Below are 16,513 nucleotides of genomic sequence, written 5' to 3'. Positions count from 1 at the left end.
AGAGCCGAGGGACGGCAGATGAAACATGGCGGTCCTTTCGAACTTGCCTTCGGTCGTGGATTGCTGAAGCTGGCATTGCCGCAAGGCGCGGAGCCGACAGTAATCCGGAAGGCGTTGTTGCCAAAACTCTTCGACGCCTCTTCAGCAATTGCATCCGCCTTCGCGAATCCGATTGGCTCCGAGCCTTTAGCCCGTCTGGTGGTCGGGCGTCGGAGCGCCTGCATCCTTATCTGCGACATCACGCGCCCGGTGCCGAACCGGCTATTCCTACGCGTCATGATCGAGACAATGATCAAAGGCGGCATTCCCGCGGACAGGATCGATGTGCTCGTTGCCACCGGCCTTCATCGTCCGAACGAGGGTGTGGAACTGGAGGAACTGGTCGGCGATCCTTGGGTTCTGAAGACCGTCCGCGTCACCAATCATTTCGCACGCAACGAACACGACCACGTCGATCTGGGACATACGCAGACGCGTGGGACACCGATCCGGATCAATCGGCTTTTCGCGGATGCGGACCTCCGTATCGCTACAGGCCTGGTCGAGCCCCATTTCATGGCAGGCTGGTCCGGTGGTCGAAAGGTTGTCGCCCCCGGCGTTGCCGGCCACGAAACCATCCGCACCTTCCACTCGGCGCGTTTCATGGAAGACCCGCTGTCAGTCCAGTGCAATCTGGTCGGCAACCCGCTCCATGAGGAACAGTTGCAGATCGTACGCAAGGTTGGCGAAATCTATGCGTTGAACACCGTGCTCGATGAAGATCGCGATCTGGTTTGCGTGACCTTTGGCGAGATCATAGCCAGCCATCTGGCTGCGGTCGATTTCATCGCTGACACGACGATGATCGACGTGCCGCGCCGGTTCAAGACCGTGGTGACGTCGTCTGCAGGCTATCCCCTCGACAAGACCTACTACCAGACGATCAAGGGTATGGTGACGCCGATCGACATTCTCGACCCGGGCGGGACGCTGATCATCGCCTCGGAATGTTCGGAGGGCTTGGGCAGCCACGAATTCCGCCAGGCGCAAGCGCGCTTGGTGGAGATGGGACCCGAGCCATTCCTTGCCACGCTTACGGCGAAGACGCTTGCCGACATCGATGAATGGCAGACGGAGATGCAGCTGAAGCCGATGCGGGTGGGCAAGATCCAGCTCTACACGACCGGGCTAGATCGCGAGGAACGCCGCATCACCGGAGTTGAACTGGTCCCCTCGGTAAACGACGCAATCGCGGCCAGTCTTGAACGCCATGGCGACCCCGCCGTTGCCATCATCCCGGAGGGACCATACGTCATTCCGATCTATCGGCGGGCAGGACTGTGAGACGCGTCCACCTCGATGCAGTCGGCGGCATCGCCGGCGACATGTTCGTCGCGGCAATGCTCGACGCGCTGCCTGACCTGCGAGAGCGCGTACTTGCCGACGGCGCTGCAGTGCTTCCGGTTGAGGCCGGTGGCATTGCCTTCGAGGAAGGCGAGAGCCTGTCGATGCGCGTGCGGCGCTTCGGTCTGGTCGCGAAGCGCGCGATGTCGGCTGCAGCGCCACACGCCCATGCGAACGCATATGGTGATGATGATGGCCACCATCACCATCACGATCGCAACCAGATTCCTGATGAAGCGCATGCAGGTAGTTTTGCTGACATGGTGGCACGCATCAAGGCCGCGGATCTCCACGATGGAACGGCTGCCAGGGCCATTGCGATACTGACGATCATTGCCGAGGCGGAGGCGGCCATCCATCGCGTGCCGGTCGAAAGGGTACATTTTCACGAGATCGCCGACTGGGACTCCCTGGTTGACGTCGTCTGCGCCGGCAGCATCGCAGCGGCGCTCGGCAAGACGGTGTGGAGTGTCTCGGCTCTGCCGCGAGGCGGTGGCCTTGTGCACACCGCCCACGGACTGCTGCCCGTTCCCGCGCCTGCCACGGCCGCGATCCTGACCGGTTTCGAATGGCGCGACGACGGCATATCAGGCGAGCGCGTGACGCCGACCGGCGCGGCGATCCTTAAACATCTCACAGCGCCTGGTGCTGGCGGCACGTCTGGCCGGCTTGTGTCGTCCGGAACAGGCGCGGGGACGCGGCACCTGCCCGGGATGCCGAACATTCTTCGCGTTCTCGTCCTAGAGAACGAAGTCTCAACTCCGAGCGACACCATCAGTGTCATCGAATTCGAAATCGACGACATGACCGGCGAAGAGATGGGCGTCGCCTGCGATCGCCTCAGGGCAACGGACGGCGTGTTGGATCTCTCCGTGGGGCAGCGCCTCGGCAAGAAGGGGCGTCCCGCCTCGTCGTTCCGGCTTCTGGCGAGACCGGAACTGGCCGATCAGGTGACGGCCCGGTGTTTTGCCGAGACATCGACAATTGGCTTGCGCCTGCGGGAGGAACGCCGGCTGGTCCTCTTCCGGGAAAACGTCAAGGCTGCCGGACTTGCCGTCAAGGCGGTCCTCCGGCCATCGGGCATCACACGCAAGGTGGAAAGCGATGCCCTTCGAGGCGGAAGCCTTGCCGAGCGCCGCGCCATGAAGTGCCAGGCCGAGACGACCGACGATGAATGACATTGCGCCGGCACAGCGTCTTGACCGCGTTCTTGACCGTTTCGAACAGCTCGCCATTGCTGTCAGCGGCGGCGTGGATTCAGTGACGCTGGCAGCCTTCGCACATCGCAAGCCGGGCCTTGCGGTGACGGTAATCCATGCCGCCTCACCAGCCGTTCCGGAAGAGGCGACGGCACGCGTGCGGGGTCTGTCAGATACCGAAGGCTGGACGACCCTCGTCATCGGAACTGGCGAGTTCGAGGATTCACGCTATCGGGACAATCCCTCGAACCGCTGTTATTTCTGCAAGACCAATCTCTACGATCGGATACGCACACTGACGCCGCATGTGATCGCGTCGGGTGCCAATCTCGATGATCTCGGCGACTATCGTCCCGGGTTGCTGGCTGCCGCCGAGCGCCAGGTGGTACATCCCCTCATCGAAGCGGAAATGGCCAAGGCCGACATTCGCGCGCTTTCTCGCGAGCTTGGCCTGGGCTCTGTCGCCGAATTGCCCGCCCAGCCATGCCTGGCAAGCCGCGTCGAGACGGGAATAGCGATCGATGCCCGCGACCTCGCATTCATCGAGAAGGCCGAGCGGCATCTGGCTGACATTGCCGCCAGTGGCGTTACGTTGCGCTGCCGGATTACGCGGTCAGGCGTGGTTCTGGAACTCGGCGACGGCGTGTCCGCGCAGAAGCATCTGCTGGTCGAGATCACGCAGCGGCTTTGCGCCGAGGCAGGACGCGTCTTCGTGGGCGCCCGGCCCTACAGCCGCGGCGCGATGTTCATGCGCCCATGAACGACTTTCAACTCGACTGGCAACGCAGCAGGCGCACCGGAGTGCCGGAGGCGGTGCTATGTGAGTATAAGAGCCCGACCCAGGTGGCCGCCATCATCGTCGCTGCTTCCGAGAAAGGAGAGCGGCTGTTGTTCACGCGTCTCGACGAAAGCCATTTTCTGGCGCTCGATTTCGCCATTCGCAGTGCACTTGACTATGATCCACTGTCGCGCACTGCGGTGCTGGGCGGGTCCATGCCCGTTGCAAGCACAGGTGTGGGCATCGTGGCGGCGGGCACGTCGGATATGTCGGTCGCACGGGAAGCCGCCCGAGCGCTCTGCTTCAACGGCCATGACGCGCCTATCGTCGCCGATGTCGGTGTCGCCGGATTGTGGCGGCTTACTGAAAGGCTCGACGAAATCCGGATGTTTCGGGTTGTTATCGCTGTCGCCGGCATGGAAGGCGCGCTCTTCAGCGTGCTCGCCGGGCTGATCGCGGCGCCGTTGATCGCTGTACCGACATCTGTCGGCTACGGCGTGGCCGCCGGCGGATATGTGGCGCTCAACGCAGCGCTCGCGAGTTGCTCGCCGGGAGTTGTGGTGGTCAACATCGACAATGGCTTTGGCGCAGCGGCAGCCGCGGTGAAGATGCTTTCAATGCGTTGACGCACCAGCCTCGCTAAGCGCGATGCGCGCGTTCCGATATAGAGCAAACAATCGATTTTGCCGGTGCTAGAAAGGCGTGGCGCCAGCCAAACTGGTCTGCCCCGCCAAATCATCGGAGGTCCCCACGACAATGCAGTTCGACTTCTCCGAGCTGAAGCCGCTTGACCGGCACAAACTTCTATCCTCGACGATCACGCCACGGCCGATCGCATGGGTCACGACCGTCGCGTCGGACGGGGTGCGCAATGCAGCGCCATTCTCGTTCTTCAATGTCTTCAGCGAGGATCCCCCTGTCGTCGGTTTCAGCATCGTCGACCGGTCTGCAGGCGACAACAAGGACACAGGACGCAATATCCGGATGTCGGGCCAATTCGTCGTCAATCTGGTCGACGAGGATCGGCTGGACCAGATGAACATAACCGCCGCCGAGTTTGCGCCGGAAATCGATGAGTTTTCGCGGTCCGGGCTTGCAGAGGAAGCTTCAGTGACGATCGCCGCGCCGCGAATTGCCGAGAGCCCCGTCTCCATGGAGTGCGTGCTGCACAGCATTGTTCCTCTCGGGGTATCGCGCTCGCTCATCCTGGGAACGGTCCAGATGATGCATATACGCGACGACATGCTGATCGACCCGGTTCGCTTCCATGTCGATACACAAAAATTGCGCCTTGTCGCTAGGGCACAAGGAAACACCTATGTCCGCACGACAGACGCGTTTGAGTTGCCGAGAATCTCGGCGACGTGACAGGGCCGGCGGTTCGCAAGCCTGACGAAGTCGCAGCCCCTGTCTCTCAGTCAACATTGGCGCGCGCAACCGCAGCTATTTGAGCCCAAATCCCCGCGCCTTCAGGAAGTCCGTGAGCACGTGCCTGCCGGTCAGTGCAGCAACGTCCTTTATCCGCGCCGCGGTCTGTTCAGTCCAGTCGATGTTGCGCATGTTCTGTTCGGCCTGGAATTCCCGCATGCGTGCCTCGTAGGCCGCCATAAGCTCCGGGTCGATTTGGGTATACCGCTCGCGGTGGAGGATTATGCCTTGCGGCAGGCGCGGCTTGACGTCTGTTGCCACTGCCGGATCGGGGCGGCCGACTGTCATGCCGAACACGACCATCGATTCGTCGGGCAGTCCCAGTTCGTTGGCGACGGCCTGAGGGTCGTTACGCATCGCGCCTATGTAGCAGCAGCCGAGGCCGAGCGACTCGATTGCAACAGCGGCATTCTGCGCTGCGAACGCGGCGTCCGCGATGGCAAAGATGAATGCCTCGATGTAATCGAGTGCGACACCGGCATGTCCCCGCTCATCGCTGATCGCACGCAGGCGAGCCAGATCGGCGACGAAAACGAGCAGCAGCGGCGCGTCATGGATGTGCTTCTGGTCCGCGGCGTAGCCGGCCAGCCGCGCCTTGCGATCCTTGTCCTCGACCGCAATGACGCTCCAAGCTTGGAGGTTGGAAGTTGAAGCCGCCGACTGTGCGGCCGCCACGACGAGCTCAAGGGTATTTGCGGGAAGGGGCTGGTCGAGGTAGTAGCGCACCGACCGGTGCGACAGCATCACATCCAGCGTGCTGTTCCAAGTGACGTGGGACAATTCTTCGGCGAGAGCGGGATCACGGTAGCGCGTACCGACGCGTTCACGTGCCGCTGTACCGTCGGCGACGCTGTTTCGCTGCTTGCTGGTCATCTGATTGTTATCCATCTGGTTGTTTGGCTTGATCCGCCTGGGATTCTTGCCGAGGTCAAATAACGCCCTCGTGCTTGAACGAGCGGATCTGTGCTGTTGAGTGGCCGAGGAGTTCACCGAGGACATATTCGTTGTCTTCGCCGTAACAAGGCGCTCCGCGGTTGATCAATCCGCCTGCATGCGCGGGTGTGCGGCCAAGTTTGAACGGCACTTCGGCCACGGGCCACGTCCCGATCCTTGTCCCAGGCACTTCGGTCAGCCACTCCAACCTCCGCAACTGCGGATCGTGATCGCAGCGATCCTCCGCCGTCTGGCATACGCCAGCGGCCACGCCAGCTGCTTGCAAGCGGCTCATGCAGTCATAGGCCTCAACGCCCTCGGTCCACGTTCCAACCACCTTGTCCAGTGCATCCTGGTTGACAAGACGAGCCGCAATATTGGCGAAGCGTGGATCGGTTAGCCATTCAGGATGGCCCGCGGCATGGGCGAGCGCCGCCCATGACCGCTGGTCGCAGCACGAGATCGCGATCCAGCGATCCGCCCCCTGGCAACGATAGGCGCCATGCGGCGCGGCATTGCCATAAGGGGAGCGGTTGCCGGTACGCTGCCACACTCGCCCGTTTGCCGACCAATCAAGGATGGCCTGGCTGGCAAGGAAGATGCCCGCTTCGCATTGGGACGCATCGATATGCTGACCCTTGCCGGTGACCGAGCGGTAGTACAGCGCACCGAGGAGCGATTGGGCGAAGCCATAGGCCCCCATCCAGTCGAGATAGGAATAGCCCCACCCGGCAGGCATCGCCGGTTCGGCAAGACCGGACATCTCGTTCATCCCAGCAAACGAGGCAGCGATAGGCCCAACGGTGCGCAGTCGGCCATAGGTGCCGTAACTGCCCATGCCGGACTGCTGGACGTAGATGATATCGGGACGGATGCTGCGCAGGACGTCATACCCCAGGCCTAACCGATCGAGGACGCCCGGAGAGAAGCCTTCGGCGACGACGTCGGAGATTGCGATCAGCCGCTTGGCGATATCGATACCTTTCGGGTGGCGGATATTGAGCGAGAGCCCGCGCTTGCCCGTGTTCTTATTGTTGAACTGGCCGCCCATGTCGGGATCGCTGACGCCCGGCAGTGGGCCGGTCGCGGCCTCGCGCGCCGTGCGGCCGCCAACGGGTGCCATTGCGGCGAGGCGTGTGTCTGGGTTTTCCTTCCATTCGACCTTGATGCACTCGGCGCCAAGCGCAGCAGCAAAGCGCGTTCCGCCCGCCGAAGCAAGAAACCATGAGAAGTCAAAGATGCGGACGTTCTGCAAAGGAAAGGGACGATTGCGTGCTGAGAGCGCCGGTTTCAGGGTCGCCTCTGCCGCTACCTTTGGCGATGCCTGCCTTGAGGTGTTGCTCACTTCGCCCGTATGCTCACCGCGCAGCGGCGCGCGCTTGCCGGCCTGCCATCGTGTTTCCGAACTCAGCCATTTGCTTGTGGCATAATGGAAGCTGCGCCCAAGTTCAGGGTGATCGACCTTGGTGATGGCGCCGCGCTTCAGCCAATGCTCGTCTTGTGCATTCTCATGCGGCTTGCGCACCGGTGCCCAGAGCAATCCCGCTGCCTGAGCTTCTTGCCAGGGCGTCGCGTCATATGTGTGGGCGCGGACGAAACGCTGAACCACTTCCAGCGTGTGCGAGGTGGCGTCGTCCATCTTCGACGAGCCCGGGACGCTGCGTGCGTTAAAGTCCGCATCGGCTGTGGGCGCCTCGAGGTCCGCAGCCATGTCGAAACGCTCGAGGAACGGCACGAGATTGGCCTTGTCACGGGCGCCAACACCCCAGGTCATGTACCAGCGACCATCTTTGGTGTGACTGATGTTGGGGACACGCGACACTGCCTCCAGGGCATGACGGCATGTCAGACGATGGAGCGGCGCTCGGCGCATCACCCATGACATCAGATCGATCTCGGTGCTCTTGGCCACCGCCTCATGGATGGCACAGGAGATATCCTGACCGAGACCCGAGGTGGTCCGCTCGATCAGAGCGGCAAGAATGCCAATCATGAGTTGCTCACCGGCAATATGGTAGGCATGCCAGATTTGCGGTGCGATAGGCGGTAGGTCGTACAGTTCCGATGGATCCGGATCGTAGCCGCAATTCATCATGACGCCGCCGAGCGCCAGATGAACCAGGTCCGACCCCTTGAAGGTACTCCAAGGGCCGTCATCGCCGAAAGGCGTCATGCGGGCGATGACGAGCGAGGGGTACCGCGCCGCCAAGGCTTCGCGGGTCAGCCCAAGCTGTTCATTCAACATGCCGCAGCTAGCATCCAGCAGGATGTCGGCAGTACCCAGGAGCTGGACCAACATCTCGCGACCGCCTGCGGTATCCAGATCGGCGACGGCGGATTTCTTGCCGCGGTTGTATGCCCAGAAATAGAGCGACTTTTCGGGGTCGGGCTCCTCAGAACAGAACGGGGCGATGCGCCTCGTCGGGCTGCCGCCTGCTGGTTCGATCTTGATCACCTCGGCGCCGAGTCCTGCAAGCAGCAGGCCGCAATACTCCGCCGTCTCGTCCGCCACCTCGATCACTCGAAGGCCAGACAGCATTCCGGGGGCGGTGTCGGACGCCAGAGCGGTCGACCGGGGTTCAACTCTTGCAGCTGTCATGAAGGGTGTTTGGACCGTCTCAGCGTTGATGTTGAGCAACCACATTTATGGAGTTTGCTCGGCAAGATAATGCATTATATAAAATTAGGCATTGAGAAGCGGCGCCTGTCAATTAGAAATTGCGGGGGTCAAACCAATTCACCTCGGGTGGTGGAAAAAGTGCAGAAGAAATTTCGATCCTGAAATTTTAAGGCTTCCGGCGCTATGTCGTGGCCAATGCGCCATTGGAGCGTCTTCACACCGGTATGATGTGGGCGGAGGGTCCGGTCTGTTTTGCGGATCTCGAGATTCTCCTTCTTAGCGACGTTCCGGCAGAGCAAATATTACTGTCGCCAAAGGGCAGCCACCGGTCGTCTTTCGCCATCCGTCCGGCAACGCCAATGGCAATACCCGGGACCGCCAAGGGCGTCTGCTCACCTGCGAGAGCGGCAATCGTCGCGTCGTCCCAACCGAACTTGACGGGAGGCAGACCGTTCTCGCCGATAGCTACGATGGAAAGCAGCTCAACTCGCCAAACGACATCGTCGTACGCTCGGGTGATTCGATCTGGTTTACCGACCCGGATTATGGAATTCTCAGCGATTACACAGGAAACCGCGCCTCCAGCGAGCTCGGGCGCCGCTGCGTTTTCCGCCTTGATCCCCTCGATGGCAAGCTGGCGATCGCCACGGACAAACTGGACAAGCCCAATGGTCTGGCCTTCTCGCCCACCGAGAAAATCCTTTCGTTGCCGACTCAGGCGAGACGCACACGCCTGGGTGGCACACATGAGATCCTAGCTTTTGACGTAGCGGCCGATGGTGGGCTTGGCAACCGCCGGACATTCGCCGTGATCGATGCCGGGGTGCCTGACGGGTTCCGCGTGGACCTCGATGGCAATATCTGGACAAGGGCGGCTGATGGTGTTCACTGCATCGGTAAGATTGCGGTCCCGGAAACCCGTCACAAACCTGACGTTTGGCGGCCCAAGCGCAATATAGCCGCTGCCTCGTCTCTTTACTCGATTTATGTCGGGACACGCGGCCTCTGAAATGGTTCCGAACCTCTTGACCAAAATAAAATAAAATGCATCATCCATTACGGAGGGACGATGCAAGGCTTTTCTGGGCTTCGAGATAAAGTATCGGTGGTGGGCGTCGGCACGACGGCGTACGGCAACTTTCCCGACATGGACGAGTATGGCCTGGCGGCTGAGGCGTTTCGCAACGCGGTTGCAGATTGCGGACTGGACAAGGGCGCGGTCGACGGCCTGCTTACATGTCGTATTCCGAGCTACTACCGGATGGGCGAAGTCCTGGGACTTGATCCGCGTTGGACGATCACCCTACCGGGGCATGGTCGCATGTCGGGCATCGGCCTCATCGAGGCAACGATCGCCTTGACGAGCGGCCAGGCGAAATATGTCGCGCTGCTTTACGCCAACATCGGCCGATCTCGCCGCGTCTTCTACGGCGGAGGTGAAATGCCGGGCCATTGGGACCCTTGGGGGTTCACCTCGCCCGGCGGCGCCCACGCCATGATGTTCCGTCGCCACATGGAGCTTTACGGTACGACGACGCGGCAACTCGCTGAAGTTTCCGTGGCCTTCCGCAGCCATGCGCAACTCAATCCCGGCGCGGTGATGAAGGAGGCAATGACTATCGACGACCATGAGAGTTCCCGTCCGATCGTCGCCCCGCTGCGCCTATTCGATTATTGCCTGATCAACGATGGCGCCGTCTGCCTGATCCTCACGACAAGCGAGCGGGCCGCTGATCTCGCCAAGCCGCCGGTTCGGATCAGCGGATTTTCGGGGCGCGAGGCCTATCGAAACTCGTCCATAGAGAATTTTCACATCGACTTCTGGCACGATCAGGTCTCGGCATCGGGCGATGAGGCGTTCGCCATGGCCGGCGTCGAGCCCGCCGATGTCGATGCATTGATGTGTTACGACAATTTCAGTCCGACCGTGCTGTTCAGCCTCGAAGGCCTTGGCTTCTGCCCGCGCGGCGAAGGCGGCCGGTTCGTCGAGGGCGGAGCGTTGAAACTTGGCGGCCGGCTGCCGACCAACACGGACGGCGGCCATCTGTCCAATTCGTATATGCAGGGCTGGGCCCTCAACGTCGAGGCGGTGCGCCAACTGCGTGGCGAATGCGGCGATCGGCAGGTTGAGGACTGTGAAGTCGTGACGTACGTGCAAGCAACACCATGCACGCGCACGATCGTTTATACGCGGGCGTGACGGCTGACATGGCGTATGGCGCTTCCGCTTCCGAGAAATCCGTAGAGGCAAAGCCGTTGCCCAAGATTACGCCCTTGAACAGGCCGTTCTGGGACTATGCGCTCAAGTCAATTTACGCGCTGCAGACCTGCGATGCGTGCGGCGACGCTCATGTTCCCGAAGCGCCGGTATGCCCTCGGTGCCTGAATGACCGCCAGACCTGGAAACCGGCGAGCGGAAAAGGCACGCTGCAGTCCTGGGCGGATTTCCATCGCGCCTATTGGGACGGCTTTAAGGCAGACTTGCCCTACCGTACATGTCTGGTGCGGCTTGACGAAGGCCCGCTGGTCGTCAGCAATTTGGTCGGCGGGCAGGCGAACCTCAGGATTGGTGCGCGCGTCCATGTGGTGTTCGACCGCATCGCCGATGGCATCGCATTACCGAAATTTTCTCTGGACGAACCGGGATGCTGAACGAAGCAGCTGACGCCGAAGTGAGCGCGGCCGGATGCGATCGTCATCACGCCGGCCGCCTGCCAGCCCGGCCAAACCGCAGCATCCTGAGATCGGCGACGCGCCCGCTCGAAATCATTGAACTCTTTGCTGCTCTCCGCCGCCCGCTGTCGGTCTCGGAAATCGCCTGCGCGCTCGAAATCCCCCAGTCAAGTTCGTCCGTGCTGCTACAGGCCATGAGCGGTGCAGGTTTCATAGCGCGCGATCGCAAGACGCGGAAATACCTACCGAGCGTCCGCTCCGTGCTGTTGAGCAACTGGGTCCACGACACGTTTCTCCAGGGCAGCGGCCTGCTGCAGGCGTTGGATGCGTTGAGCATCGAGGCCAATGCAAATGTCCGGCTTGGCGTCCGCAATGGGGTGCACGTTCAATATGTGCATGTCTCCTGGCCGTCGGCCGAGCCAAGGACGAATCGCCTGAGTCCCGGCATGAAGTTGCCGATTGGCAGGGACGCCCTGGGCAGGATGCTGCTTCTAGCAGAGAACGAGAATGACGTACGTGGCATTCTCCGGCACGGGAACGCCGTCGGCGATGCTGCACATGCGGTCAATGTGGAGGATCTTGTCAACGAGCTGCGAATGCACCGCGTCGATCGCTTCGCGGTTTGTCGCGATCTGAGTGCCCAGGACGACCTCGTCATCGCAATCCAGTTGCCCGCGCGATTTGGAGCGCCTGCTGCGATCGGCATTGGCGTTGCCGTTTCCGGGCACGCGGACGGTCGGTCGAGGTTCGCCGCGCTGCTTCGTGACTTCGCTGCAGAAGCCTGGGGTGCGTGAGGGCGAAGTGCTTGACCGCCACATGCGTACGCCGGGGCGGAATAGGAGCTACCAGGCGGCTCTTTCTAAAACGACTAAGAAGCAGGCTGGTGGAGGAATGCGCAATGAAGAGCAGTAACTTGATGGAACTCATGCAGCAAATGTCGCTGACACGACGGCAATTGCTCGGCACGTCAGCGATGCTGGGGGCAGCCGCTCTGATGCCGCGGCAGGCATGGAGCGCGCCCGATTTCAAGGGTATCGAACTCAATCTTATGGTGATCCAGCCGCACGTCACCGGTGGACGCATAGTTGCAGACGAGTTCGGCAAGGCGACCGGCGCGAAGGTCAACGTACTGCCGGTTCCCAACGACCAGATCCAGCAAAAGGCGACCCTCGACGTCCAGTCCGGATCCAACGTCTACGACGTCATCGACTACTGGTACTGTCTGCTCGGCGCGCTCGCCGAAGACGGCACGGTCGTCGACGTTACCGACCGCATTGCCAAGGATTATGCCGCTGCGGACTTCCTGCCGTCCATCTACGATCCCTACACACTGTACAAGGGAAAGCGCTGGGGGGTGCCATATGACGGCGATTCGCACTTGCTGTTCGTCAACACCGAGATCCTGGAACGGAGCGGCCTGAAGCCGCCCACGACTTGGGACGAATATCTGGCGACGGCGAAGGTCATCACGGAGGCCGAGACAGCGAACGGCATCTTCGGCACCGCGCTGCTCGGTGTGAAAAACCCTTTCATGATAGGCTGCAGCTACACCAACCGGCTGGCTGGTCTGGGTGGCGATTTCTTCGATGCCAGCGGCAAGCCGTTGCTCGATTCGGAAGTCAGCATCGCGGCCGTCCAGGCCATGCTTAACGTTGCTCCGTATGCTCTGCCGACGCCGCTGGAAACCGGGTTCGAGCAAGGATTGCCGGCCTTCCTCTCCGGTAAGGCGGCCATGATCGAGTTCTGGACCGATCTCGGGGTCAACGCACAGGATCCGGCAATGTCGCAGATTGTTGACAAGTGGACCGTGGTGCAGATGCCGATTGGCGGCGCCAACAAACAGCATCGCGGCTCGCTCGACGCCGGTTTCGGCCTGGCGATCTCGGCCGGCTCGAAGCAGCCGGACGCCGCTTGGGAACTGGTCAAGTTTGCCTGCAGCAAGGAAATGAACCTCAAGCTGACACTGACTCCCGGCAGTGGCATCGATCCGATCTTCACGTCGGTTCTCGACAGCAGCCAGTACAAGGCGGCGGCGCCGAAGGTTCAGGCTGCTGGCGCCCAGGCACTAAATGGCGCGCTTGCCTGGCCTACCGGGGCACTGGCGTCCAAGATGCTGCAAGGCCTGGCTGACGAACTTGCATTGGTTCTCGCTCTGACCAAGACCCCCGAGCAGGCTATGAAAGATGCCCAGGCGGCTTGGGTTGCAATGCTGAATGGATAGAGGCAACCCGGTTTCCACATCGGCCGGAGCGACGGTAAGCGGCTCGCGATTGGCAGGGTTCCTTCTGGTCGCGCCGCTGCTGCTCGGCCTCTCCGCCTTTGCCATCTATCCGTTTCTCGACGTGCTTGCGTTGTCGCTGTCGAAGAGCTCGCTGGGGCGGCAGTTCCAGCATTGGCCGGTTCTGACCAACTTTGCCGCCATTCAGCGCGATGGCGACTTTCAGGCGGCCCTGTTGAGGACGACGATTTTCGCAATTCCCGTCGCATTGATCCAGCTCGCACTGGGCTTGGCGATCGCGATGATGCTGCATTCAAGTCTGAAGCAGGCGAGGTGGGTGCGCAGCCTTATCCTGTTGCCGCTGATGACGCCGCCCATGATGGTGGCCGTGGCCTGGAAATTGATCCTTGCGCCCGCCGGCGGCCTGCTCAACGGCGTGCTGTTGCGCACCGGCATCATAGACCAGCCGGTCTCATTCCTCGGCACCATGCCCGCAGCCTTCCTTTCGGTCGCTGTCGCCGATACCTGGCAGTGGACGCCGTTCGTGGCGATCCTCGCTTATGCGGCGCTCCAGACCTTGCCAGACGAGGTGTTCGAGGCGGCAAGTGTCGACGGCGCGTCGCCGCGAACGATCTTCTGGCAGATCACGCTTCCGATGCTGATGCCGACGCTGCTTGCCATCTTGCTGTTGCGCGTCGTGATCGCGTTCAAGCTCTTCGACCTCGTCTATGGTCTGACATTCGGCGGGCCGGGATTCAGCACCACCGTCACCACCTTCCGCATATGGCGCACTGCCATGCAGGAGTTCGATGTCGGTCTGGCCGCAGCCCAAACGCTGGTGTTCGCCATCCTCGTCAGTATTGTCACCCTGCCTATCACCTGGCTTCACAAACGCAGCGAAACGAGGTCGGGATGAGCCATTCCAGTCAAGCTGGGGGGAAGTCCCGGGGCCGGGTCGCAACAGGGTGTGCCGCGGTCATGGTCGGCTTCTTTGTGTTGCCGATTGCGTATCTCGTCTCGGTTTCCTTCAAGACGCCAGACCAGGTGCTTACCGGGTATTTCCTGCCGCAGGCACCGACACTGGCGAACTGGATCAACACCTTCCAGATCATCCCACTGTTTCGCCTGCTGGCGAACTCGCTGCTGGTCGCGGTTTGTAGCAGCCTGCTGACGCTCGCCGTCGCCTTTCCAGCCACGTACGCCATGGTGCGGTTGAAGGTCGGCGGGCGCTTCCTTCCGGCCTTCACGTTGGCGACCTACGTGGCGCCGCCGGTGGTCGCGCTCATTCCGCTTTTTCTGCTTCTGCGTCGGCTTGGTCTGCTCAACAGCCTGTCTGGCCTTATCCTGGTCAACGGGATAGCCAACCTGCCGGTGGCCTTTTGGCTGTTGTCAGGCTTCCTGCGACGGGTGCCCGTGGAAATCGACGAAGCGGCAAAGATCGACGGTGCTGGGTATTTCACGATCATCTTTCGCCTCGTCGGCCCAGTCATGGCGCCAGGCCTCGTGGCAACGGGTTTGATTTGTGGCATCCTCGCCTATGATGAGTTCCTGCTCGCCTCCGCCTTCAGCAATGACGAAGGCAGCCGAACGCTGCCGGTGGCGATAGCTCTTTTCCAGGGCGAGCGATTGATAAATTTCGGCCAGATGGCGGTAGCGTCTCTCACCGGCATTATACCGGTCTATCTGATCGGGCTGTTCGCGCAGCGGTGGCTGATCGGCGGGCTGACGGCGGGCAGCGTCAAGTAAACCAGGACCCAGGTTGGAAAAAGCGTCGACGATTTTGCTTCCTGCGTTTTTCGCTGGCCTCCCGGGGCGGTATCAGCCGGTGCGCTTTGCTGACTTCGCCCTGATCTCATCGAGGATTGGCACGATATACTCCCGGAACTTCGCCGGGTTCTCGGCCATGGGGAAGTGGCCCATGTCGCGCATATGCACCCATTTCGAGCCGGGTATCATCGACGCAAGCTGACGCCCTTCCTCGACCGTCGCCGACCAGTCGTAATCGGCATTCAGCAAATAGAGGTCGATCTTCGCCGTGTCGATATCCTTGGCCGTATCCGTGAGATCATGCTCCTCGACATAATAGTGCAGGTCGCCCGGGAAGACCGACGGCGCCCCCTGGCTGTACATCCAGATCGTCTCGCGGCGGTAGACCTCCGGGCTGCTCGGCGAACACTGTGTGTGTTGCAAGGCGGCGCGTGTGTCGTTGGATGTCGTTGGGTGCCAGTACCAGTCTGTCAGCGTGCCAGGCTCGGGGCTCTTGATAAGAGGCTCAAGCGCGATCGCGGCGCGAAAATGCTCGGGATGGTAAAGCGCCAGATCGGTCGCCAGCAGCCCACCCATCGAGCAGCCCATGAAGACGGGTCTGTCGAGCTCGAGCGCCTTTGACAACTCGAGCACGTAGCGCAGGAACCAGTCCATCTTGAGCTTGTAGCCAGTCTCCCAATAGCGGTGGGTGAGGGGAGGCAGCGACTTGCCATGGTAGGGCAAGTCCCACGCGATGAAACGGAAATACCGGGTGAGTTCCTCATCCTCGAGAAGGTGCCGCCATTGGCGCGCATCGGTGCCTGCCGTGTGCTGCAGCAGCACCGGGATGCCGGTGCCAGCCTGTTCGAGGTATATACGGTACTCGGTGTCATCCAGGGTCAGATACAGATAGCCGCATTCCATCTTTGCAAACTTTGCCATCATCCGTCCCTCAAGCCTTCACGCCGTTGATCTCCTGGCGCATCACGGCGAGGATTCGCTGCAAGGCGCTGTAATATGCATAGAGCGACGACAGATCGCCGCCGAGCCGCATGCCGCGATGGATCGCCGCCGGGAAGAAGTCGTTGCAGAAGCGCGCCGGCGCCGGCTTCAGGATGTCGCGCCAGGTTTCCCGCGGCCCGCCGACATAGATGGTCGACGACTTGTAGCCGTCGCTTCCTTGCTGGAAGTCCACGACGCGGCCATCCCGGATCTCCATGAAATACTCGTCCGCCTCGTTGCTGTAGAAGCGGATGCGGGCGTTCCAGAAGCGGGCGGCAATCGCAAACTCCGGGTCCTTATTGACGCCATCGCGGACGGCTTTGACGGGAATGACCAACTGGTCCTTGTCGCTCACTGACGATACTCCTCCATGCTTCCGTTAGGGTGCGCGATGGGAAAAAATCCACCGTGATCCCAACTCGCCAAGAGGCCGAAATCAACCGATCTCAAGAGTCCGGCTGAAGAAATCAATATTCTGATGCCCGTCGAACGCTGAACCGCTCGATTGTGGTTGCGGGAACGGGACGAACATG

The 16,513-nt window shown here is 61.3% G+C and carries 15 protein-coding genes and 1 pseudogene; 12 read left to right on the top strand and 4 right to left on the bottom strand.

Features of this window, described 5'->3' with window-relative positions:
* The first annotated feature begins 18 nt into the window (after nucleotides 1–18).
* The 5 genes from larA to EN955_RS01400 all read left to right on the top strand — a co-directional run bounded on the left by larA (nucleotide 19) and on the right by EN955_RS01400 (nucleotide 4,728).
* Nucleotides 19–1,323, top strand: a complete 1,305-nt coding sequence (gene larA / locus EN955_RS01420) for a nickel-dependent lactate racemase (protein ID WP_024504893.1) — start codon at nucleotides 19–21, stop codon at nucleotides 1,321–1,323.
* Nucleotides 1,320–2,561, top strand: a complete 1,242-nt coding sequence (locus tag EN955_RS01415; RefSeq protein ID WP_255337239.1) for a LarC family nickel insertion protein — start codon at nucleotides 1,320–1,322, stop codon at nucleotides 2,559–2,561. The genes larA and EN955_RS01415 overlap by 4 nt, the downstream gene beginning before the upstream one ends.
* On the top strand, nucleotides 2,554–3,342 hold the full coding sequence (locus EN955_RS01410) for a potassium ABC transporter ATPase (protein ID WP_024504896.1): 789 nt from the start codon (nucleotides 2,554–2,556) through the stop codon (nucleotides 3,340–3,342). The genes EN955_RS01415 and EN955_RS01410 overlap by 8 nt, the downstream gene beginning before the upstream one ends.
* Nucleotides 3,339–3,986, top strand: coding sequence for a nickel pincer cofactor biosynthesis protein LarB (larB, locus tag EN955_RS01405; protein ID WP_032899523.1), 648 nt, complete (start codon nucleotides 3,339–3,341; stop codon nucleotides 3,984–3,986). Before EN955_RS01410 ends, larB begins: the two co-directional genes overlap by 4 nt.
* Nucleotides 3,987–4,116: 130 nt before the next feature.
* Nucleotides 4,117–4,728, top strand: a complete 612-nt coding sequence (locus tag EN955_RS01400; protein ID WP_024504897.1) for a flavin reductase family protein — start codon at nucleotides 4,117–4,119, stop codon at nucleotides 4,726–4,728.
* A gap of 75 nt (nucleotides 4,729–4,803) precedes the next feature.
* On the opposite strand, the gene EN955_RS01395 is transcribed toward EN955_RS01400, so the two are convergent.
* Complete coding sequence (locus tag EN955_RS01395; protein ID WP_024504898.1) at nucleotides 4,804–5,661, bottom strand: nitroreductase family protein; 858 nt, start codon at nucleotides 5,659–5,661, stop codon at nucleotides 4,804–4,806.
* Nucleotides 5,662–5,716: 55 nt separating this feature from the next.
* On the bottom strand, nucleotides 5,717–8,365 hold the full coding sequence (locus EN955_RS01390; protein ID WP_196815413.1) for a CoA transferase: 2,649 nt from the start codon (nucleotides 8,363–8,365) through the stop codon (nucleotides 5,717–5,719).
* Nucleotides 8,366–8,529: 164 nt separating this feature from the next.
* On the opposite strand from EN955_RS01390, the pseudogene EN955_RS01385 reads away from it, so the two are divergent.
* The 7 genes and pseudogenes from EN955_RS01385 (at nucleotide 8,530) to EN955_RS01355 (ending at nucleotide 14,978) form a co-directional block, all read left to right on the top strand.
* Nucleotides 8,530–9,350: pseudogene (locus EN955_RS01385) on the top strand (SMP-30/gluconolactonase/LRE family protein).
* A gap of 60 nt (nucleotides 9,351–9,410) precedes the next feature.
* The gene (locus tag EN955_RS01380) at nucleotides 9,411–10,541 is read left to right on the top strand and encodes a thiolase family protein (RefSeq protein ID WP_032899524.1); all 1,131 of its coding nucleotides are present in this window, start codon (nucleotides 9,411–9,413) and stop codon (nucleotides 10,539–10,541) included.
* Nucleotides 10,508–10,993, top strand: coding sequence for an OB-fold domain-containing protein (locus EN955_RS01375; protein WP_196815414.1), 486 nt, complete (start codon nucleotides 10,508–10,510; stop codon nucleotides 10,991–10,993). The genes EN955_RS01380 and EN955_RS01375 overlap by 34 nt, the downstream gene beginning before the upstream one ends.
* Complete coding sequence (locus EN955_RS01370) at nucleotides 10,987–11,808, top strand: helix-turn-helix domain-containing protein (RefSeq protein WP_024504903.1); 822 nt, start codon at nucleotides 10,987–10,989, stop codon at nucleotides 11,806–11,808. The genes EN955_RS01375 and EN955_RS01370 overlap by 7 nt, the downstream gene beginning before the upstream one ends.
* Before the next feature lie 11 nt (nucleotides 11,809–11,819).
* Nucleotides 11,820–13,235, top strand: coding sequence for a sugar ABC transporter substrate-binding protein (locus EN955_RS01365; protein ID WP_245265390.1), 1,416 nt, complete (start codon nucleotides 11,820–11,822; stop codon nucleotides 13,233–13,235).
* On the top strand, nucleotides 13,228–14,148 hold the full coding sequence (locus EN955_RS01360) for a sugar ABC transporter permease (RefSeq protein WP_024504905.1): 921 nt from the start codon (nucleotides 13,228–13,230) through the stop codon (nucleotides 14,146–14,148). Before EN955_RS01365 ends, EN955_RS01360 begins: the two co-directional genes overlap by 8 nt.
* A gap of 62 nt (nucleotides 14,149–14,210) precedes the next feature.
* Complete coding sequence (locus EN955_RS01355; RefSeq protein ID WP_236382678.1) at nucleotides 14,211–14,978, top strand: carbohydrate ABC transporter permease; 768 nt, start codon at nucleotides 14,211–14,213, stop codon at nucleotides 14,976–14,978.
* 72 nt (nucleotides 14,979–15,050) lie between these two features.
* Here EN955_RS01355 and EN955_RS01350 read toward each other — a convergent pair whose 3' ends face one another.
* Both EN955_RS01350 and EN955_RS01345 read right to left on the bottom strand, forming a co-directional pair.
* Entirely contained in the window at nucleotides 15,051–15,920 is an 870-nt protein-coding gene (locus EN955_RS01350; RefSeq protein WP_024504907.1) for an alpha/beta hydrolase, read from the bottom strand.
* 10 nt (nucleotides 15,921–15,930) lie between these two features.
* Nucleotides 15,931–16,335 carry a hypothetical protein gene (locus EN955_RS01345; protein ID WP_024504908.1) on the bottom strand — a complete coding sequence of 135 codons (405 nt, stop codon included), beginning with the start codon at nucleotides 16,333–16,335 and terminating at the stop codon, nucleotides 15,931–15,933.
* Between the last annotated feature and the right edge of the window lie 178 nt (nucleotides 16,336–16,513).

This window comes from Mesorhizobium sp. M7A.F.Ca.CA.001.04.2.1 (genome assembly GCF_003998485.1).
GTDB classification, from domain to species: domain Bacteria; phylum Pseudomonadota; class Alphaproteobacteria; order Rhizobiales; family Rhizobiaceae; genus Mesorhizobium; species Mesorhizobium ciceri.
The sequence above is the reverse complement of the archived record's forward strand: the minus strand, read 5'-3'. Positions and strand labels throughout refer to the sequence as shown.